At 43.0% G+C, this 19,745-nt stretch carries 19 protein-coding genes; 10 read left to right on the top strand and 9 right to left on the bottom strand.

Annotated features, from left to right (window positions below; translation table 11 throughout):
* The 7 genes from DJ568_RS15820 to DJ568_RS15790 all read right to left on the bottom strand — a co-directional run bounded on the left by DJ568_RS15820 (position 1) and on the right by DJ568_RS15790 (position 5,481).
* Positions 1-870: a hypothetical protein gene (locus DJ568_RS15820; protein ID WP_114006277.1), complete on the bottom strand. Its 870-nt coding sequence runs from the start codon at positions 868-870 to the stop codon at positions 1-3.
* A gap of 13 nt (positions 871-883) precedes the next feature.
* Positions 884-1,222, bottom strand: a complete 339-nt coding sequence (locus tag DJ568_RS15815; RefSeq protein ID WP_114006276.1) for a hypothetical protein — start codon at positions 1,220-1,222, stop codon at positions 884-886.
* Between the two features lie 132 nt (positions 1,223-1,354).
* A complete protein-coding gene (locus tag DJ568_RS15810; protein ID WP_233496705.1) occupies positions 1,355-2,248 on the bottom strand; it encodes an FAD:protein FMN transferase in 894 nt (297 codons plus the stop codon).
* 191 nt (positions 2,249-2,439) lie between these two features.
* Positions 2,440-3,513 (bottom strand): peptide chain release factor 1, encoded by a 1,074-nt coding sequence (gene prfA / locus DJ568_RS15805; protein ID WP_114006275.1) that lies wholly within the window; start codon positions 3,511-3,513, stop codon positions 2,440-2,442.
* Between the two features lie 104 nt (positions 3,514-3,617).
* Positions 3,618-4,373, bottom strand: coding sequence for a UDP-2,3-diacylglucosamine diphosphatase (locus DJ568_RS15800; RefSeq protein WP_114006274.1), 756 nt, complete (start codon positions 4,371-4,373; stop codon positions 3,618-3,620).
* A gap of 241 nt (positions 4,374-4,614) precedes the next feature.
* A complete protein-coding gene (locus DJ568_RS15795) occupies positions 4,615-5,112 on the bottom strand; it encodes a DUF6428 family protein (protein WP_114006273.1) in 498 nt (165 codons plus the stop codon).
* Positions 5,113-5,151: 39 nt separating this feature from the next.
* Positions 5,152-5,481 (bottom strand): ArsR/SmtB family transcription factor, encoded by a 330-nt coding sequence (locus DJ568_RS15790; RefSeq protein ID WP_114006272.1) that lies wholly within the window; start codon positions 5,479-5,481, stop codon positions 5,152-5,154.
* A gap of 390 nt (positions 5,482-5,871) precedes the next feature.
* Between DJ568_RS15790 and DJ568_RS15785 the strand changes: the two genes are divergently transcribed.
* The 8 genes from DJ568_RS15785 (at position 5,872) to DJ568_RS15750 (ending at position 15,358) form a co-directional block, all read left to right on the top strand.
* On the top strand, positions 5,872-6,270 hold the full coding sequence (locus tag DJ568_RS15785; protein WP_114006271.1) for a GreA/GreB family elongation factor: 399 nt from the start codon (positions 5,872-5,874) through the stop codon (positions 6,268-6,270).
* 56 nt (positions 6,271-6,326) lie between these two features.
* Positions 6,327-6,737, top strand: a complete 411-nt coding sequence (locus DJ568_RS15780; protein ID WP_114006270.1) for a GreA/GreB family elongation factor — start codon at positions 6,327-6,329, stop codon at positions 6,735-6,737.
* Positions 6,738-6,812: 75 nt separating this feature from the next.
* A complete protein-coding gene (locus DJ568_RS15775; RefSeq protein ID WP_114006269.1) occupies positions 6,813-7,619 on the top strand; it encodes a matrixin family metalloprotease in 807 nt (268 codons plus the stop codon).
* 197 nt (positions 7,620-7,816) lie between these two features.
* On the top strand, positions 7,817-8,017 hold the full coding sequence (locus tag DJ568_RS15770) for a hypothetical protein (protein ID WP_114006268.1): 201 nt from the start codon (positions 7,817-7,819) through the stop codon (positions 8,015-8,017).
* A 128-nt stretch (positions 8,018-8,145) separates the two neighbouring features.
* Positions 8,146-8,598, top strand: coding sequence for an NfeD family protein (locus DJ568_RS15765; RefSeq protein ID WP_114006267.1), 453 nt, complete (start codon positions 8,146-8,148; stop codon positions 8,596-8,598).
* On the top strand, positions 8,595-9,599 hold the full coding sequence (locus tag DJ568_RS15760) for an SPFH domain-containing protein (protein ID WP_114006266.1): 1,005 nt from the start codon (positions 8,595-8,597) through the stop codon (positions 9,597-9,599). Before DJ568_RS15765 ends, DJ568_RS15760 begins: the two co-directional genes overlap by 4 nt.
* A gap of 218 nt (positions 9,600-9,817) precedes the next feature.
* A complete protein-coding gene (gene leuS, locus DJ568_RS15755) occupies positions 9,818-12,697 on the top strand; it encodes a leucine--tRNA ligase (RefSeq protein ID WP_114006265.1) in 2,880 nt (959 codons plus the stop codon).
* Between the two features lie 111 nt (positions 12,698-12,808).
* On the top strand, positions 12,809-15,358 hold the full coding sequence (locus DJ568_RS15750) for a TonB-dependent receptor domain-containing protein (RefSeq protein ID WP_114006264.1): 2,550 nt from the start codon (positions 12,809-12,811) through the stop codon (positions 15,356-15,358).
* A 135-nt stretch (positions 15,359-15,493) separates the two neighbouring features.
* On the opposite strand, the gene DJ568_RS15745 is transcribed toward DJ568_RS15750, so the two are convergent.
* Together DJ568_RS15745 and DJ568_RS15740 are read right to left on the bottom strand one after the other, a co-directional pair.
* Positions 15,494-15,919 (bottom strand): endonuclease domain-containing protein, encoded by a 426-nt coding sequence (locus DJ568_RS15745; protein WP_114006263.1) that lies wholly within the window; start codon positions 15,917-15,919, stop codon positions 15,494-15,496.
* Positions 15,920-16,037: 118 nt separating this feature from the next.
* Positions 16,038-17,840, bottom strand: a complete 1,803-nt coding sequence (locus DJ568_RS15740; protein ID WP_114006262.1) for a MutS-related protein — start codon at positions 17,838-17,840, stop codon at positions 16,038-16,040.
* Positions 17,841-17,911: 71 nt separating this feature from the next.
* Between DJ568_RS15740 and rlmH the strand changes: the two genes are divergently transcribed.
* Both rlmH and DJ568_RS15725 read left to right on the top strand, forming a co-directional pair.
* On the top strand, positions 17,912-18,385 hold the full coding sequence (gene rlmH, locus DJ568_RS15735; protein ID WP_114006261.1) for a 23S rRNA (pseudouridine(1915)-N(3))-methyltransferase RlmH: 474 nt from the start codon (positions 17,912-17,914) through the stop codon (positions 18,383-18,385).
* 299 nt (positions 18,386-18,684) lie between these two features.
* Entirely contained in the window at positions 18,685-19,602 is a 918-nt protein-coding gene (locus tag DJ568_RS15725; RefSeq protein WP_114006259.1) for a cation diffusion facilitator family transporter, read from the top strand.
* Positions 19,603-19,745 lie beyond the last annotated feature (143 nt).

The following is a 19,745-nucleotide window of genomic DNA, read 5'->3' as shown; positions in this document are numbered from 1 at the left end:
CTAATAGAACAAATAATAAAAGGTTAAATTTAAAAACGACGCGTGCCTGTTTTGCAAAGCATTTTCCACATTCACCGGGATGGAATAACGGTACGAAGCCTCCAAAGTAAAATGCGGTGTGTTGTACGCTACCGGAACTTTCAAGTAATAATTTAAAACTGTAAACCTGCCGTTGTTACGGGTAAGCATGTCTGATGAAAAAACTTTATCGCGGTTGGCCAGGTAAAACCTGTCCTGAGAGTATTTATTAACGAAATTTTGCGTGCCAAAAATTATATTAAATGACGGGTTGAAAGTAAGATAATCGCTATCTGTAAATATGCTCCAATCAGGTTCAAAGCGCTTGCCATTGCTTACGGTTACAAAAAAGTCGTGCGATTTACCGAACAAAAAATCCATTACCACGCTTGAGCGAAGGTATTTCCAGTCGTATGTGTTTTTAAAGTTAATATCATTAGACGATGCCGACTTTATAATGCGCGCATCATTATTAAAAATAAAGCGGGTATAGCTAATGGCGCCTGAAAACTTTTTATTAAACTTATAAAAATAACCGCCACCAATATCCACCTCATCAAACACAGGCTTGTAACCCAAAACTTTTAACCCCGAGCCGTAAATAAACAAGCCCGACTTATCGTTATACACAACATCAGTAGTTACATAAGGATATTTAACCGGGCCCACACGGCCAAAAAATATCGCATCGTTGCCATAACTTACCCCAACTGATACCGACCTTTTACGGACAACGGTATCACTATCTGATGCCGGTTTTGACGGAATTAATACATGCCGCGGCTCAATTACAGCAGCACGTGTAACTACACTAAACAATATAAATAGGAGTAAGCCGGAATATTTCGTCATCGTGTGAAAGTTATTAACCGCCATTTCTGCGAATAATTTCAGGCGGACGCTCCATCCCCTCGGGCCGGCGCTGCCTACGTTTCTTGCTTTTATCTTCGTTGTCAGTTACTTTTTCAGGTTTTAACTGCTTTTTGGCTTTAGCAATTTCCTTTATCTTGTTTTTCTCGTCCTCTTCTCGCTGCTTTTTTGATCGTTTATTAATAACCGTATCGGCCCTGGTTTGTGTAACAGAACGCAAACCTAGGTTATAATCAGTTAAAATTAAATGAAAATGCTTTTTTTTAGTTGCTGCGAACGATAAAAACGGCACCAGCATCAATATGAATATAATATAGCAGAGCCGTTTTATCATGTATACGAATAGCGTAAAGTAATTTCAAATATCGTTATTATACAGTAAAACTAAGGGCCTAACTGTTTTAAGGTATGCCTGTAAATTTAAAAGGCACCGTGATAACATGAGTTAAGAAGGATGTAAAACGCTTTACTTAACCGCGATGTCTTTTGAAGGGTATATGCGGCTATTATCATCAATGATAAAGCAAGCTACCTGGTTAAGTTTATTAATCAAATACAAGCCGCCATTTATTCCCATGCGCAGCAATGGCGTTGCTATGGCGTCGGCTAGTTCTGCAGTAGGCGCAAGTACGCTCACACTATGTACAGCGCTTACTTTAAACCCGTTATCATTATCAATGGCACCGGGTAATTTTCCTGTATTTATTGCAGTGTATTTATTTGAATTAACCGAGGTTGTCCACGCCATATTACTGATGTTAACGTGTGAATATGGTTTGGTGGCCTGTTCAACGTCGGCGGTACCAACAGTCCATGGCTCATCGCCGGGCTGAAGTCCCCATGCCAGTAAGTCGCCACCGGCGTTAATAACGCCGCTGCGCACATCCTGCAACTGCAAAACGTATTTAGCCCTGTCAGCAGCATACCCTTTGGCTATAGCCGCAAAACTAATCCGCATACCTTCTTCTTTTAAAAATACGGTTTGGGCACCCGCGTCAAGCACTATATTTTTGTAATTTACCGTTGAGCTTTTTTGAGATGTGGTGTAAGTAATATCAAAAGTACCGTGAGTAAGCTCTGCTATTTGCAGCGAGCGTTCAATCAGCCTGAATATTTCAGCATTTACTTTAACTGGTTGTATGCCCGCGTTGCGGTTTATCTGGTTAATGTTGCTATCGTCGCCAAAAGTGCTAAGCAATTTTTCAACACGATTAATCTCTGTTATCGCGTCGTTGATGCGTTGAGTTGCCCACGCCGGGTTGTCACCTGTTACACTGATCTCAAACCGGTCACCCATCAGCATTGTGCTGTGCCTGTACACAGTTAAGTTGTCATTTACCAGACTTTTTATTGCCAGCATAACCATAGCTTACAAATTTAACTTACAACTTAGCTTTGCCTGATAATATTAAAGTATCCTGCAAAACACTTTTATTCAAAAGCTAAATTAATATGGCTACATGAAAATAAAATGAAACGAAATCAGTCGTCCCCGGCAAGGGATTAAACCGTCCGAAAAAACTTAAAGCACTTCTAAGGATATTTACGAATTTAAGCCACGGTGCCTTCCTTCAGTTTTTCAGCGTTTTCAGCAAATTGCAATGCTTCCATTATCTCCTGTAAATCGCCATTTAAAACACCCGGAAGGTTATAAATAGTTAAACCAATGCGGTGCTCAGTTAAACGGCCCTGTGGGTAATTGTAGGTGCGTACTTTAGCAGAACGGTCGCCGGTAGCCACCATGGTTTTACGTTTTTTTGAAGTTTCTTCAAGATGCTTTTGCAGTTCCATTTCATATACCCTTGAACGCAGCACCTGTAAGGCCTTATCAAAGTTTTTTAACTGCGATTTTTGGTCCTGGCATTGCGCTACAATGCCAGTAGGAATGTGTGTTAACCGCACTGCGGAGTAAGTGGTGTTTACCGACTGGCCGCCGGGACCTGACGCGCAAAACAGGTCCTTACGTATATCGGCGGCATGTAACTCTATATCAAACTCGTCAACCTCAGGCAGTACAACAACTGATGCGGCAGATGTATGTACACGGCCCTGTGTTTCGGTATCAGGTACACGTTGCACACGGTGTACACCCGATTCAAACTTAAGCGTGCCGTAAGCATCTTCTGCCAGTACGTTAAACACAATTTCTTTGTATCCGCCAGATGTGCCTTCGGTATAATCTACCAATTCTGTGCGCCAGCCACGTTTTTCGCAGTAGCGGATGTACATCCGGTACAAGTCGCCGGCAAAAAGCGCGGCTTCATCGCCTCCGGTGCCACCGCGTATCTCAATAATCGCGTTCTTTGAGTCTTCGGGATCCTTGGGAATAAGCATCAGGCGTATTTTCTCTTCCATTTCCTCCTGTTGTTTCAGCAGGGTGTCCAATTCTTCTTTCGCCATTTCGCGAAACTCCTGGTCCTTTTCAGTCGCAAGTATATCTTTGTTGGTATCAATGTTGCTCATGATGTTGCGATAAATATTATACTCGTCAACTATCTTAGCTAAATCTTTATATTCTTTGTTCAGTTGGGCAAAACGCTTCATATCAGCCATCGCGTCCGGACTGCTTAGCTCGCCTTCAACGTCTTTCCAGCGTTGGTGTATTGCTTCTAATTTATCTAACATAAATATTATTCAGTTGAGCGACGGATGATACAGGTCGCCCAAAAAGTCCACAAAAATAAGACTTTTAAAGGGAATATTTTTCAGGGTAACGTAAACAAGCAAACCTAATCTTCTGTTGGCTTTTCAAAGTATTCCAGCGTCAGGTGGCGGCCGTCAAATACGGCGTAGCTGTTGTAGTTAAACCACTCACCAAGGTTAACATATGTGCTGTCGGGGCCAACATCAACAATCATCGGGAGGTGATGGTGCCCGTATATAAAATAGTCGTAATGTTCTTTTTTTAGCATCTCCCTGCTGAATGCGGGCAGCCATTCGTGTTGCCCGGTCTTAGGCTTTTTTAAATGCGTATCCCGGCTTTGCTGCGACCATGCACCCGCCATCCCCATCCCGAAATTAGGATGAATGCGGGCAAATAGCCATTGGCATATCTTACTTCTGAATATTGTTTTAAGCAGCTTATACATCGTGTCGCCCGGGCCAATGCCATCGCCATGATGTAAAAAAAACTTTTTGCCTCCGCGCTCAATCACTAACTCATTGCTGATGATGGTGGCGCCAAGTTCGTTTTTAAAGTAATCAAACATCCACATATCATGGTTACCCTTAAAAAGGTAAAGCTTTATGCCGGCATCGGTAAGTTCGGCCAGTTTGCCCAAAAAGCGAATGTAACCCTTGGGCACCACTGTTTTATACTCAAACCAAAACTCAAAAACATCCCCCATTAAAAATATTTCGGCAGCATCATGCTTAATGCTTTCAAGCCAGCGCACCAGCCGGGCCTCGCGGTCACGACTGCTACCATGACTGTTAGTGCCAAGGTGAAAGTCTGAAGCGAAGTAGAGTTTTGTAAATGTGCTCATGGCTGCGGCAAAAGTACAATGTTAACGTGAAAGGTAAAAGGTTATAAGTTTGTAAAGTTGCCGCGGCTCAATGCAATGGTCAATAGGCCTTACCCGCATAGCCTGTAAACAATATCAATTGCCAGGCTTATTTGGCTATGCCGTGCGTGGGCATGGGCTATGTTCACAGGCAATATCAATAGTGTGAGGATCCCTTATACATGGCGATGACGGTTATTTGCATAGTAAATGCAAAGCTTTATTAGCAACATGCTGAAGCTGGTGTGCAGCATACAGTCTGTTCAATTTTGGTACCACAACTATTGCCCGGGTTTACAGCTTTACATTGCGTTATGTCAGGGCTAAGTTGTACCACCAACTCGTCGCCTGCAGGCATAATGCGGGCCGGGTACATCTGGCGTATATCAAAACCGGAATTGCCATATTCAATTTTAACAATTGCCAGCGGGTTTAAGGGTAAGTTTTTTTCAACCATTTGTATAATTGATAATATTTTATCTGCAGGCATTGCCGGCCCGTCTGCCCCGTTTGCAGGTTCCCATAACTGGATGATTATTTCAGTCCAGCTATTGATGTTACCGCCGCAGTCTACAGAGGTTATCAGCGCCTGCTTTATTTCTGTGATGTGATAATAAGGCGCAACATATTTGCCGGCGGCATATTCAAATTGAACATTTAACCTTATATGCGATAGCAGTACGTTTTTGAATTCCTGCCACCTGATATTACTCGTATTCATGTTTTATTGTAATATTACGATTGATTTAAATAAATTTTTTTAACAACAGTTTGCCGGCCCTTTATAGCCATCTAAAAAATTACTTAACATATTTTGCAATTTTTTCCATGCCCGGGGTTCAATACAGTAACAAACTTTTACCCCCTCGATAGTTCCTTGTATAATACCTGCGTTTTTTAATTCTTTAAGATGTTGAGAGATGGTGGCTTGAGCCAAGCCAAGTTCGTCAACAAGGTCGCCGCAGATGCAAGCATTGGCCGATATAATTTGTTGGAGTATTGCAATACGTGCCGGATGGGCGATAGCTTTAAGCTGTAGGGCCAGCTCGTTTTGCTCCTTTGAAAATATTTCCTTTTTTGTGGTGCCCATATCGCAATATTACGATAAATAATTGAAATGTCAATATTAAGTATAAAAATACCCTATAAGCTATCAACCTTTGCCATATCCATTAACATTTGATATATTTGACTAAATGCACACCACGCTTTACATATTTAACTCAAAAAGTGCCACACAACTTAAGGTTGCTGCGGCAGATTTCAGGCGTGTGCTATTATGTCAATTCAAACTTGGAGATGCTTTTCTCAAAAGCAGTAAGGATTTTATAAACTAATCCCGACTCGTTAAAGAGACGGGAAATCATTAAATCTTACGGTAAGACTGTACAGGGCGCTGGCTTTTCATGTAAAATATGATCTTGCCAGACGGCCTAACACCTCTTATAATCTATTTTTTCAATACTAAATATAATGCACTATGAATTCTGATGTAAAAATTTCTGATACGCCAATTATTTTAACTACAGGTATGTATGACCTTTTGAAAGAAGAATTGCGAAAACGTAGGCTAAGTAAATATAACGAAGAGAAGCTTACACAGGAATTAAAAAACGCTAACCAGGTACTTAGCAAAGATATTCCGGAAACAATTGTAACCGTAAATAAATCTGTTACGGTGAAAGATGTTGAAACTGCCGAAGAATTTAACTACAAACTGGTGGCACCGGGTAAAGCAAGGAGGAAAAATAATAACCATTCTATACTATCACCAATTGGTGTGGCTGTAATTGGCTACGCACAGGGAGCACTGGTAGTATGGGAAATGCCCGAGGGTGTGAAGGCTTTTAAAATTACCGAAGTCAAATATTTGAAGTAAACAGGATGTCCACAATATCCTGGTAATAACTATTTAAGCATACTTAACTATAAATCATGAAAAACGCTCAATTAATATTATCGAAGATTGAACATGATATGTTGGTGAATCATCTTAAACTGAGTGCCAACCTGTCGGAATTTAACCGGAAAAAACTTGGCATCGAGCTAAAGTCTGCCCGGGTTTTACCTGAAGAAGAACTACCTGCCGATGTAGTATTACTTAATTCAGAAGTTGAGATACAGGACGCGGAAAGTAAGCGAACATTCTTTTTTCACCTGGTTGACCCTAAAAAAGCTGATATACAAAATAACCGTTTGTCAATAATGTCGCCGATAGGGGTTGCGCTGCTTGGTTACAGGCCGGGCGTTGATGTGGAATGGGAAATGCCGAACGGTTTAAAGACATTTAAAATTGTGAAGGTAATCCGGCCGGTTGAGGCTGTTGCAGGTGAGCAGCGTGTTTAGCGGCTGTTAGCCTGCAATATATTCTGTTGCTATGTCGTTGCAGGATAGTATATTTACATCTTAATCAGATAAAAGATGACGAATCGCATAAAAGTATATTTTCTGGCGCTTACAATAGTGGTTGCAGGTTGTGCTAAAAAGGCCGAAATAGCGCCCGAAAGTGAAACTGATGATGCGAGACTGTTGGAATTGTTTAGCGGTGACGCCCCCAAAATGTGTATCAACAAAGCAGTTGGTGCTGATGATAAGCACACGCATGGCGTAGTGCTGCGCGATAAATTTTGGTCGAACGGGCAAAAGCTACGGGTAAAGTTTATGAATGAGGACAGTTTTTTGCACGGTAAAGTGCTAAAATATGCGAGTAAATGGATGCAGCACGCTAACATTTCTGTACAGTTGGTTACGGGCAGCGCGCCAAGTGATATTCGCATCGCATTTAAGTATGAAGGTGATGAAACGTCATGGTCTTACATCGGGAAGGATGCCAAATTGATAGACAAAACGAAACCTACGATGAATTTTGGTTGGTTTACTAAAACAACAGCTGAAGATGAGTTTAGTCGTGTCATTATTCACGAAGTTGGTCACGCTCTGGGGCTCGCGCATGAGCAATCCAGTCCGGCGGTTAATATCAACTGGAACAAAGCCAATGTTTACTGGTACTACAAACAGCCACCAAATAGCTGGACCACAGAGCAAATTGATTATAACATTTTTTACCGCTACCCGGCTTCCCAGGTTTATCATTCGCCTTATGATCCAAAATCTATCATGCAATATCCTGTGGATCCCCGTTTTACCAAAGATGGGATAGGAATAGGTTGGAATACAGTGTTATCGTCGATAGACAAGATTGTAATAGGCCGGGTGTATCCAAAGTGATTTGGTGCAACCCGTTAACCAACTACAAGAGTGGTTATGAAATAACTTACTTTACTTTTAGTAAGCTGTTGAGCACCGTATTAGCTTTTTTACAAAACAGTTTTACAAAATGACCGTTATTTATTTAAGTTGCAATCGTCAGATCTGATAGCTGACGCACGGATAAAAATGCAATTATTCACCTTAAATTATCGGTTATGAAAAGAGTCGAAGAATTTTTAGAAGGCCTTGAGCTTAAATATACCGGGAGTGCTTTTGCCGGATTTATCGAGGATAATCCGTTTGTTACTTTCCTTGGGTATGACAGTAATGGCTGGTCGCACATTTGGGTGAAATATTGTGGTAAGCCGATATACATGTCTGTACACGACGTAGAACTTAGTTACCCTGCCGTTTAGCACCCTTGTGCAAGCACAGTGGGTAACCTTTTATAAACTGGCAATGCTGTTCAAATCGTAGCTGTCATAACGCTGACTTATTGCGTTTATGCTCAAAAAAAGCTATATTTGAGACTAACCTAAGTATCATGGATAGTTTTTTGAGTACAGCCGTCATCTGGTTTATTATCGGATTAGCATTTTTTTTGCTTGAGTTTGTGGTGCCCGGCTTTATCCTTTTCTTTTTTGGTATAGGGGCATGGGTGGTAGGTATTATTATGCTGTTATTTACCCCATTGACTATTAATGTACAGATCTTCGTTTTTTTAGGCACATCAATATTAACAGTATTGCTGTTCAGAAACTGGGTTAAGGGTAAACTGGGCATGATGCGGTCGCAAAAGCCATTACTTGAAGATGAGATTATAGGGAGAAAAGCAAGGGCAGAAACCCCCATTATGCCCGGTGTACAAGGCAAGGTTACATTCAGGGGCGCCCTGTGGGAAGCTTCCTCGCCGGATGCAATTGCTGCCGGGGAAGAAGTAGTTATTACCGCTAACGAAAGTATTATATTAACCGTACGATCAACTAAATCATTATGACAGCAGGAACCGTTATTCTCATTATTTTATGCGTTTTTATCCTTATTGCTTTTTTGTCAACTTTCAAGGTTGTACCGCAGCGTTCGGTTTATATTATTGAGCGTCTGGGCAAATACAGCCGTACCCTTGATGCCGGTTTTCATATACTCATACCCTTTATTGATAAGGTTGCCTATAAACAGAACCTAAAGGAACAAGCGCTGGATGTAGCATCGCAAATTTGTATAACCAAAGATAATATCGCTGTAGAAGTTGATGGTGTATTATACCTGCAGGTGATAGATCCGCAGAAGGCATCATACGGTATTGATAATTATCGCTTTGCGGTAATACAAATCTCGCAAACCACCATGCGTAGTATTATTGGGAAGATGGAACTTGATAAAACCTTTGAGGAACGCGATACCGTTAACGCCAGCATAGTGGAGGCTGTTGACAAAGCCAGCGAGCCCTGGGGTATCAAAGTATCGCGTTACGAGGTAAAAAATATTTCGCCCCCGCAAAGTATAAAGGATGCGATGGAGAAGCAAATGCGTGCCGAGCGCGAAAAAAGGGCGCAGATAGCGGAGTCTGAAGGAGATAAGCAAGCTAAAATTAACCGTGCAGAGGGTGACAAGCAGGAGATGATAGCACGATCAGAAGGCGAGAAGCAGCGTAAAATAAATGAGGCCAGCGGTACTGCTGCCGAAATTGAAATGGTTGCCATTGCTACCGCGAAGGGTATACGTGAAATTGCTACGTCGATAAATGAGGAAGGCGGGATGAATGCCGTAAACCTGCGCGTAGCCGAGCAATACCTGAACGAGTTTGGCAAACTGGCAAAAACGAACAACACCATGATAGTACCTGCTGACCTTTCAGACATTGCAGGGGTTATTTCAAGCATTACCTCTGTATTAGGTAAAACGCAACCGTCATTTGATGTTAAACCACCCCAGCGCGACATTGCGCCGGTGAGCCAGAGAACACCACGGCCGGTGCCTCCGCGCAAAGACGAGTAATTTATAAGAACGTTTAAGGGAGCCCGGTGACAATGCGCCGGGTTTTTTATTGCATATAATAGAGTGGTGTTTATAAACCCCAGGCTAACGAAAACGAAGCTAAATTAAGTTGTTACCGTAACAAATAACTTAATCAACAACCAATTATTGCAACGTCAGCTGCCCGTTAGTCTGTCATTTTTGTTATTTTCGCAACGCATTTTTTCGGAGTAAAGTATATGGATTACCAATTTAAGGATATAGAGCAGAAATGGCAGCAGTTTTGGGCAGATAAGCAAACCTTCAAAGCCGAAAACCATACTACAAAACCCAAGTACTATGTGCTTGATATGTTTCCGTACCCCTCAGGTGCGGGGCTGCATGTGGGGCATCCCCTGGGTTATATCGCTTCGGATATTTTTGCCCGTTACAAACGTTTAAAAGGATTTAATGTGTTGCATCCCATGGGGTACGACTCGTTTGGCTTACCTGCCGAGCAATATGCCATACAAACCGGGCAACATCCTTCTGTTACTACCGAAGACAACATAGCTACCTATCGCCGCCAGTTAGACCAGATCGGTTTTTCGTTTGACTGGAGCCGGGAAGTACGCACCAGCTCGCCCGACTATTACAAGTGGACACAGTGGATATTTATGCAACTGTTTAACTCCTGGTATAACAAATCTGCCGATAAGGCTGAAAGTATCGACGAACTGGTTAAGCATTTTGAAACATCGGGCTCACAAGGTATTAATGCCGTAAGCGACGAAGATATTTTAACGTTTACCGCCGACGAGTGGAAAGCGTTGCCTGATAGCAGGCAGCAGGAGGAATTGTTAAAGTACCGCCTTACCTATCTGCGCGAAAGTACGGTTAACTGGTGCCCGGCACTGGGTACAGTACTGGCCAACGACGAAGTAAAGGACGGCTTTAGCGAGCGCGGCGGCTTTCCGGTTGAGCAAAAAAAGATGATGCAGTGGAGCATGCGCATTACTGCATATGCCGAACGCTTATTACAAGGCCTTGATACGATAGACTGGCCCGAACCGCTGAAAGAAATGCAGCGCAACTGGATAGGCAAAAGTGTTGGTGCGTCTGTTAAATTCCCAATAGAAAGCCCCCTCTCCTTTGGAGAGGGCCGGGTTGAGTCTGCCTCTATAGAGGTTTTCACTACCCGTGTCGATACGATCTTCGGCGTAACGCTGGTTGTGCTGGCGCCAGAACATGAACTAGTAGCGGCATTAACCACACCGGAACAAAAAGCCGGTATAGATGCCTACATTGCGCAAACTAAAAAGAAAAGTGAGCTCGACCGCATGGCGGATACAAAAACCGTATCCGGCGCATTTACAGGCAGCTATGTGCTTAATCCGCTTAACGGCGAACGCATCCCGGTTTGGATAGCAGATTACGTACTGGCCGGTTACGGCACCGGCGCGGTAATGGCCGTGCCCAGCGGCGACCAGCGTGACTACCTGTTCGCAAAACATTTTAACCTGCCTATAATACCTATACTGGACAGCCAGAATATTGACACGGAAGCAGACCCAACCAAGGAGGGCAAATACATTAACTCCGGCTTTGCCAACGGACTTGAATACAAAGAAGCGACCGCGGCTATTATAGCCAAACTTGAAGCGGTGGGCGCAGGCAAAGCCAAAGTAAACTTCAGGATGCGCGATGCTATTTTTGGCCGTCAGCGTTACTGGGGCGAACCGGTGCCCGTTTACTTTAAAGATGGGCTACCTTACTTAATAAGTGAGGCCGATCTACCTTTACTATTGCCTGAAATTGATAAATACCTGCCTACCGAAAGCGGCGAGCCGCCATTAGGCAGGGCAACAGGTTGGGCTTATCATGCCTCTCCGAAGGAGAGTGTTTCAGAAGAAGAATTAAAAGCCCCCTCTCCTTTGGAGAGGGCGGGGGGTGAGGCCTACCCATATGAACTTAGCACCATGCCGGGCTGGGCCGGCAGCAGCTGGTACTGGTACCGCTACATGGATGCGCATAACAACAACGAATTTGCTTCAAAGGAAGCCATTGAGTATTGGAAAGACGTTGACCTGTATATAGGCGGCAGCGAGCATGCTACCGGGCACTTATTGTACAGTCGTTTCTGGAATAAGTTTTTAAAAGACATTGGCAAGGTGACCGAAGAGGAGCCTTTTAAAAAGCTTATAAACCAGGGCATGATACAGGGGCGGAGCAACTTTGTTTATCGGTTGATTGATGAACAAGGCCGCGGCACCAACACTTTCGTTTCGCACGGATTAATAAAAGATTACAAAACTTCGCCGCTTCATGTAGATGTGAATATAGTGGAAAATGAAGTGCTGAATCTTGACAAATTCAAAAAGTTCCGTAGTGAGTTTGAAAATGCTGAGTTTATTTTAGAGAACGGCAAATATATATGCGGCGTCGAGGTTGAAAAGATGTCAAAATCTAAATTCAACGTTGTAAACCCCGACGACATTATTGAGCGTTACGGCGCTGACACCTTGCGTATGTACGAAATGTTTTTAGGCCCGCTTGAGCAAAGCAAACCCTGGAACACGAATGGCATCGAGGGCGTATTTAAGTTTTTAAGAAAATTCTGGCGTTTGTTCCACAATGATGCCTGGGAACTTAATGTGAGCAATGAGGCACCGACGAAAGCGGAACTAAAGTCCTTACATAAAATCATTCGTAAGGTTGAAGAGGATATTGAGCGGTTTTCATTCAACACTTCTGTATCCAGCTTCATGATAGCCGTTAATGAGCTTACCGAACTTAAATGTAACAAACGCGCCATTTTGCAGGAAATGGTGATTGTGCTATCGCCTTACGCCCCGCACATATGCGAAGAGCTTTGGACGTTGCTGGGCAACCCGGCCGGCACCCTGTCTTATGCAGCTTATCCAAAATTTAACCCCGCCTACCTGGTAGAGGATGATTTCGCTTACCCGATATCGATCAACGGGAAAACAAAGATGAACTTAAGCATACCGCTAAGCCTTGAGGCGAAAGAAGTGGAGCAGTTTGTTTTAGCAAACGCCGATGTACAGCGTTACCTGGATGGTAAAACACCTAAAAAAATCATCGTGGTTAAAGGGCGGATTGTTAATATGGTAGTGTAAGAATTACACTACTTGTAACGAATTAATGACATTGCGATTTTATTACAAAAGTTAACTTGTAAGATGTAACATTTTAATGATTTTCGCCTCCTATTAAAAAATCATTAGAGAATGAAACGCTTCTACATATTAACTGTTTTTATTTGCTATTTTTTTACTGGTGTTAAAGCGCAGGGTATTCCAACGGGAGGCCCGGCCATTGTTGGCCGTATTTCCGGGACGGTTATCGATTCTGCAACAAAAAAACCTGTTGAATATGCATCAGTAAGTATTTACCGCAGTGGGGGCAAAGCCCCAATCACCGGCGTAGTTACTGACGATAAAGGCAACTTTAAGCTGGATAACGTAAAAGCCGGAAGTTATAAAATAGGTTTTACGTTCATTGGCTATCCAACAAAATTTGTTGATCCGGTTACTACTACGCCCGCAAAGCCCGATTTTAACATGGGCACCGTCTATTTAACGGCCTCAGCAAAGTTGTTAAACGAGGTAGAGGTAACGGCCGAGCGTTCAACCATTGAAAACCGCATAGACAAGATTGTTTTTAACGCCGAAAAAGATGTAACATCTGCCGGCGGTAATGTTAGCGATATTTTACGTAAGGTGCCATTAGTATCTGTTGACATGGATGGCAATGTCTCCGTGCGAGGCGACCAGAATATTCGCGTATTGATTAACGGAAAGCCATCTGGCGCTATGGCAGCCAGCGTGGCTGACGCGCTGCGTGCCATTCCGGCCGACCAGGTAAAAAGCGTGGAAGTGATAACTTCGCCATCAGCTAAGTATGATGCGGAAGGGTCGGCTGGCATTATCAATATTATAACCAAGCAAAAAAATATGTCGGGCGTTAGCGGTACCATTAGTGGCGGCATCGGCACACGCCAAAATAACGGTAACGCCAACTTTAACTATAACAAAAATCGCCTTAGTTTATCTATTAACGCAGGCGGTAACTTTACGTGGCCGCAAACTTCTATAACAGATCTTTTTCAGACCCTGTCACCTGTCAGCGGGACAACAACAGTGAATGACAACCATTCTGAAAACACAATTAAGCGTTACAGCACCAGCAACAGCGCAACGCTTAACTACGATATTAATAATTATAACAATATCTCCTCTACCTTCAGGTTTAACCAGGGCGGTTTTGACCTTGATGGGTGGTCTGATAACGAACAAAAGCGCGGCATTGAGCCTACTGTTGCATACCGAGGCTTAACAACATCTAAAACTACATTTGGCGGATTCGACTGGAGTGCCGATTACACACGTAAGTTTAAAAAAGAAGGACATGAAGTTATTTTTTCAGGACAATGGAGCCACAGTAAAATTAATAATGACTTTTTGTACAGGTACTCAGCAATCAATCCTAACCAAAGCGGACTAAACAAGGGTATCAATAATGAATATACCGCTCAGGCTGATTATACGTTGCCAGTGTCGAAGCTGTTAAAATTTGAAGCAGGCGGTAAAGGCATTTTCAGGAGGTTAAGTAGTGATTATAATATTTACACTGATAAGCTCGGTGGAGGCATAGATGCAAACCCTGCTGACTTTACACTGGATCCGCTTAACTCAAACGATTATGAGTACAATCAAAGCGTATATGCCGGCTATGGCGTATTGACTTTTACTCTATCCGACAAGTATTCAATACTAACCGGTGCGCGGTATGAGCATACGGCTATAAACGGCAAACCGCTTGGCACGCCGGTACCCGGATTAGATCCCTTTAGTGCAGATTACAACACATTTATACCTAGCTTAACCGTTCAGCGTAAACTAAGCGCTACTTCTACGCTTAAACTGAGTTATAGTAAACGTATACAGCGACCCAGCCTGCAGTTTTTAAACCCATATATTAACCGTAGCAATGTGTTTGCACAAACACAGGGTAACCCTGAGTTGCAGCCCGAGATATCGCAAACTGTCGATCTGAATTTTAATACTTTCATTAAAAGCTCGGTTATCAACTTTTCTGTGTACTACAAACATACAGGCAACCTGATAGAGGGTTTTGCTAATCCTATAACCGAAGTTTTTGAAGGCGATACAATTAACGGTACACGCAGTATTTATCAAAATATTGGTGAAAATAACTCCTGGGGCAGCAGTTTCTTTGGCTCGGTGTCACCTTTTAAGCCATTAACCATACGCGCCAATATTAATGCCTACACGTACAGCCCGCGTATCAGCCAAAATCTTTTTGATGATGCGGTTAATACAGGTACCTACGTAATGGTCAACGCGTTTTTAAACGCGCAATACGACCTGGGAAAAAATTTTGTTGCCGAAGCTTTTGTAATGTATAATACAGCGCGGCGTAACATACAAGGTACAAACCCGGCATTCAGCATGTACGTGTTAGGTGTTAAAAAGCAATTCATGAACAAACGTGCATCGCTCGGCTTCAATACCGTGCAGCCGTTTAAAGAGCACTTGTCGTTTAACCAAACAGTTAGTTCAAAAACCTTGCAGCAAACTAGCAAAACCCGCGTGCCGTTTCGGTCATTCGGTATTACGTTTAGCTACAGCTTCGGTAATGTTAAGTTCAGCAACCCACAGCAAAAGAAAAAAGGCATCAATAACGATGACCTGAAACAGGATGAAGGCGGCGGTGGCGGTATGGGCGGCGGCGGTACGCGCGGCGGTTCAAGATAATTTTTAAAGGCTTGCAGTTGCAGGCCTTTTTTGTTTAAAACTATGATTGCTGATTATATGGTTATCAGGATCAAAGTAGCCGGGCCTGTGAGCATCCCTCCCCTGGGAGGGTGTAGGGAGGGGTTAAGCTAGTTTTTAATTGTCCAGTATGCTTTCATCAAAGCCCTTAGGTAATACTACTAATGGATCCTTTTTAATAATGTCAATTATTACACCCTCAATAGCCCTTATAACATTTATCCGGTCATATTTAACTTCCGCTTCGGTGAACCGTAAAAACCTGATGCCGAAATTTTCCAATTTTCGCTGGCGCACAGTATCATTAACAAATGCCTCTTCATTATCATGCGAAATGCCATCAACTTCAATAACAAGCATTAGATCTTTACAATAGAAATCGACAATATAATTATCGATGCAACGCTGCCGGTCAAAATCAAAGCCAAAGAATTGGTCATCTTTTAATTCATTCCATAACAGTACTTCCCCATAGGTCATATCCTTGCGCAGTTTATTTGCTAAGGATTTATTGGCAGGGTTGTATGGAATTATTTTACGCATGAGGTATATGTACAAAAAAGTAAATTTTCTAAACCCCTCCCGGCACCCTCCCAGGGGAGGGAAGCGCACAAGCCCATTCTTTCAACGCAGATAAGTTCATCAAATCCGAAATCCCCCATCACTCCACATTTATACCTATCTGCTTTAGCAGTAACGATGCGTTAAAAATATTGCATTCGCCATGTTTCAGCTTATAGTCAAAAAGCATCTCGCCCTGTTGTACCTGTATGTCGAAATGAAAATTGCGCACGTACTCTGGATATTTATCTTCCAGCCGCGCAATTTGCAGGTCGTGGGTGGCAACCAGCCCTACGCCCCTTTTGGCTATCAACTGCTCTATCACGGCTTTGGAGCCGCGGTATTTGTCTACAGAGTTAGTGCCGCGCAGCATTTCATCTATCAAAAAAAACACTTTAGGTTCATGTTCAACTGCGGCCAACAGCATTTGCAGGCGGTCCAGTTCGGCTTTAAACGTTGATGTGCTTTCGTTTAGCGAGTCCTTAATACGCATGTAGCTCATTAAGGTAATTACCGATACCTCCATCTCACCGGCACAAACCGGCGCACCACACAGGGCGAGTACAGTGTTAATACCCAGAGTGCGTAAAAATGTACTTTTACCGGCCATGTTCGATCCTGTGATGATGTCAATTTTAAATGCATTTTCCAGGTGATAATCGTTTTCTATCCTCTTACCTGCCGGGATAAGCGGATGAGTAATGCTTTTTGCTGATAGCGTGTAACATTCACCATCAGCAATCTGCGGGATGGTCCAGTGCCGGTAGTTGATGTGCAGACTTGCCAGGCTCATCAGCGCTTCAAATTCGGCAAGCACGTCAAAGGCATCCTGCAGATTTTGCCGGTTGGTACGCTTCCATTCTTCAATGGCGATAATCTGTTTTATACTCCATATAAAAACCAGGTTAAGCATCAACCCTACCAGCATGTTCAGGGTATAGTTGAGTTTATTGATCAAGTGGGATAGCTCGTTAATTTGCTCAGAAGTGTTGCCTTGCTTTAATCTATTAAACAACCCGGCGCAGTACGCTGATTCCCATTCTTCGGCTTCCACCTTTTTAAAAGCTTTAGCATAGCGGCCAAGCGTATCACCTATCTTACCGGCAACCAGGTCGGCTTTTTTTATGTATGCGGCTTTAGAAGCTACCAGTCCTAGATTACCCAGGCCCAGCAAAATAGCCAGCGCTTTAAGGGCCGGAAACAGTATGGCCATCACCACGGCAGTTATAAACAGGTAAGGGGCTATGCGGCAATATTTTTTTAACCAATTTTCCCCGGGCAGTTTTAGTGGTGAGGCCAGGAAAGCCGATAGCCGTACCAATTGGTTTGCATCCGCCGATTTTGCAAACAGAAGCAGCGTTTGCAGCTCCGTCTTCCAGGTGTTTTTGGCCCTTATTTCTTTTATTGCTTCCTGCCTCGCTAAAATAGTTGCTTTGTTTGCCGGGGCGCTAAGCCAACTTGCGAGTTTGTCGTTACCGGGCGCTGTCGCCCCTCGGTTTATCAGCTTGTAAAGCGAAGCTTCGCCAAAAATGTCTAAATCTGCAGTATAAAAGTGCTTATCGTTATGGTACCGTATGCCGTTGTTGTATAGGTTGCCGTAGTTTAGTATGCTGTCTATTTCATTCTCGTTCACTTTAACCAGGTCATCAAAATAATTGCGTTGCTCTTCAAAACGGCTTTGGCGGGCCACCAGCCAGGCAAAAGCGAGTGCCATTAATACAGTGCTTGCCGCAATAAAGGTAAAGTTGTCAAGTATGGCGCCGGTTGTTATTGCCGCTATGGTGAGTGCAAATACGCCCAGGCGCAGCAGGGAGTAAAGGTTAGCAAGTTTTTTAAACTTATTGGCTTTCGCCTTGGCACCCAGCACCTGTTCGCGGTAAAAATTTATAATATCTTCTTCCATGTACTCATACAAAAAACAAAGGGGTAAAATAACCGCTTATATTTCAAATTACCGTTTATTTGTATTGATTTATGAAGATAACTTTACTTACCGTTGGCAAAACCGAGGATGCCTACTTAAAAGATGGCATTGAAAAATATGTAAAGCGCTTAAAACATTACACAAAGCTCGAGTTGATAGATATGCCAGAGCTTAAGAATACTAAAGCCCTGACCCAGGAACAGCAAAAGAGTAAAGAAGCAGAACTCATCATGAAAAAGGTACAGCCATTAGATTTTTTGGTACTGCTTGACGAGAAAGGCGCCGAACTTACCTCAACCCAGTTTGCTGCGTACATCGACAAGCGGCAGATCGGCTCAACCTCGCATATAATATTTGTGGTGGGCGGGCCATATGGCTTTGATGCATCTGTGTATCAACGTGCCAATGATAAGCTGTCGCTGTCGCGGATGACCTTTTCGCATCAAATGGTGCGGTTGTTTTTTGTAGAACAATTGTACCGTGCCTATACCATTTTAAAAGGCGAGCCTTATCACCATTCATAAATTTAATAATTGCTGATCCCTAAATCTAAAACCATGACAATAGCTTTTCTTAATATCGGTACAGCAGAGATGCTCATCATATTTTTTTTATTTGTTTTATTAACGGTTTTTGTAGCGAACTATGGCCGCGATACACCGCTTGGTTACTGGGGCTCTGTGTTGCTTTGTTTATTGACATCTCCACCCGTCGCATTTTTGATTTTGTTCCTGTTTAAATCTTTAAACAAGTCTAAGGCATAACGTGCCTGGATTTGACAATACACTGGTAATAGTTTTCCCGTAAATAGCTATCTTGGTATATGTCTGCAGGCCATAACCATTCGCACCATCATCACGATCATCCACCAAGGCTTGATCATCTTAACCGTGCGTTTATAATAGGTATAAGCCTTAATATCGCCTTTGTTATTATAGAAGCTGTAGCCGGTTTTTACAGTGGTTCGCTGGCGTTATTAAGTGATGCCGGCCACAACCTGAGCGATGTGGCCAGTTTGGCACTGGCGCTGCTGGCCTTTAAGCTGAGCAAAATAATCAGTAATGCAAAGTATACTTATGGTTATAAACGCTCAACCATTGTCGTATCGTTTTTTAACGCCGTTATCCTGTTTGCAGCAATTGGTTTTATCGTTTACGAGGCTGTACTTCGCTTTATAAATCCTCAACCATTACCTGCAGCTGCCATTATTTGGGTGGCTTTGGCAGGCATTGCCATTAACGGCTTTACAGCATGGCTGTTTGTGAAAGATAAAGAAAAGGACCTGAACGTAAAGGGGGCATATATGCACATGGCAGTGGATGCCATTGTATCGTTGGCGGTGGTGATATCCGGTGTACTTATTTATTATACGGGATGGTACTGGCTGGATAGCGGTATAAGCATCATTTTAGCAATTGTAATACTGATAAGTACCTGGCGGTTGTTTACCGACAGCCTGCGGCTGGAAATGGACGGTGTACCTAAAACGCTGGACGTTGAAAAAATAAAAGCCGAATTACTAAAAACCAAGGGTGTTACCGATGTGCATCACGTGCATGTGTGGGCATTAAGCACTACCGAAAATGCCCTTACCGCTCATTTAGTTATCACCCCCGAGGCCATGGCGTCCTTTGATATAATAAAAGAAGACTTGCGCCACCGCCTGGAGCATATGGAAATAACGCACAGTACCTTTGAACCCGAGTTTACAGGCGCCAGGTGTGAGCAGCATAATTGTTGAGATACTCCAAAAAAAACGTCATTGCTGTAAAGGTCAGATAATTCGGCAATGGAATTAGCTTTAACAAATAAAGCTATAGTTATGCGCAACAATAATAATGACCTTACATTAAAACGTAATTATCTAAGTAAATATCGTTTTCT

Origin of the sequence: Mucilaginibacter hurinus (assembly GCF_003324525.1) — a bacterium.
GTDB lineage: Bacteria > Bacteroidota > Bacteroidia > Sphingobacteriales > Sphingobacteriaceae > Mucilaginibacter > Mucilaginibacter hurinus.
Note: the sequence above shows the minus strand (reverse complement) of the source record. Positions and strands in the feature narration are given on the sequence as shown.

Coding starts and splice junctions, on each gene's coding strand:
- DJ568_RS15820 (WP_114006277.1), bottom strand. CDS start 870: ATGACGAAATATTCCGGCTTACTCCTATTTATATTGTTTAGTGTAGTT.
- DJ568_RS15815 (WP_114006276.1), bottom strand. CDS start 1,222: ATGATAAAACGGCTCTGCTATATTATATTCATATTGATGCTGGTGCCG.
- DJ568_RS15810 (WP_233496705.1), bottom strand. CDS start 2,248: ATGCTGGCAATAAAAAGTCTGGTAAATGACAACTTAACTGTGTACAGG.
- prfA (WP_114006275.1), bottom strand. CDS start 3,513: ATGTTAGATAAATTAGAAGCAATACACCAACGCTGGAAAGACGTTGAA.
- DJ568_RS15800 (WP_114006274.1), bottom strand. CDS start 4,373: ATGAGCACATTTACAAAACTCTACTTCGCTTCAGACTTTCACCTTGGC.
- DJ568_RS15795 (WP_114006273.1), bottom strand. CDS start 5,112: ATGAATACGAGTAATATCAGGTGGCAGGAATTCAAAAACGTACTGCTA.
- DJ568_RS15790 (WP_114006272.1), bottom strand. CDS start 5,481: ATGGGCACCACAAAAAAGGAAATATTTTCAAAGGAGCAAAACGAGCTG.
- DJ568_RS15785 (WP_114006271.1), top strand. CDS start 5,872: ATGAATTCTGATGTAAAAATTTCTGATACGCCAATTATTTTAACTACA.
- DJ568_RS15780 (WP_114006270.1), top strand. CDS start 6,327: ATGAAAAACGCTCAATTAATATTATCGAAGATTGAACATGATATGTTG.
- DJ568_RS15775 (WP_114006269.1), top strand. CDS start 6,813: ATGACGAATCGCATAAAAGTATATTTTCTGGCGCTTACAATAGTGGTT.
- DJ568_RS15770 (WP_114006268.1), top strand. CDS start 7,817: ATGAAAAGAGTCGAAGAATTTTTAGAAGGCCTTGAGCTTAAATATACC.
- DJ568_RS15765 (WP_114006267.1), top strand. CDS start 8,146: ATGGATAGTTTTTTGAGTACAGCCGTCATCTGGTTTATTATCGGATTA.
- DJ568_RS15760 (WP_114006266.1), top strand. CDS start 8,595: ATGACAGCAGGAACCGTTATTCTCATTATTTTATGCGTTTTTATCCTT.
- leuS (WP_114006265.1), top strand. CDS start 9,818: ATGGATTACCAATTTAAGGATATAGAGCAGAAATGGCAGCAGTTTTGG.
- DJ568_RS15750 (WP_114006264.1), top strand. CDS start 12,809: ATGAAACGCTTCTACATATTAACTGTTTTTATTTGCTATTTTTTTACT.
- DJ568_RS15745 (WP_114006263.1), bottom strand. CDS start 15,919: ATGCGTAAAATAATTCCATACAACCCTGCCAATAAATCCTTAGCAAAT.
- DJ568_RS15740 (WP_114006262.1), bottom strand. CDS start 17,840: ATGGAAGAAGATATTATAAATTTTTACCGCGAACAGGTGCTGGGTGCC.
- rlmH (WP_114006261.1), top strand. CDS start 17,912: ATGAAGATAACTTTACTTACCGTTGGCAAAACCGAGGATGCCTACTTA.
- DJ568_RS15725 (WP_114006259.1), top strand. CDS start 18,685: ATGTCTGCAGGCCATAACCATTCGCACCATCATCACGATCATCCACCA.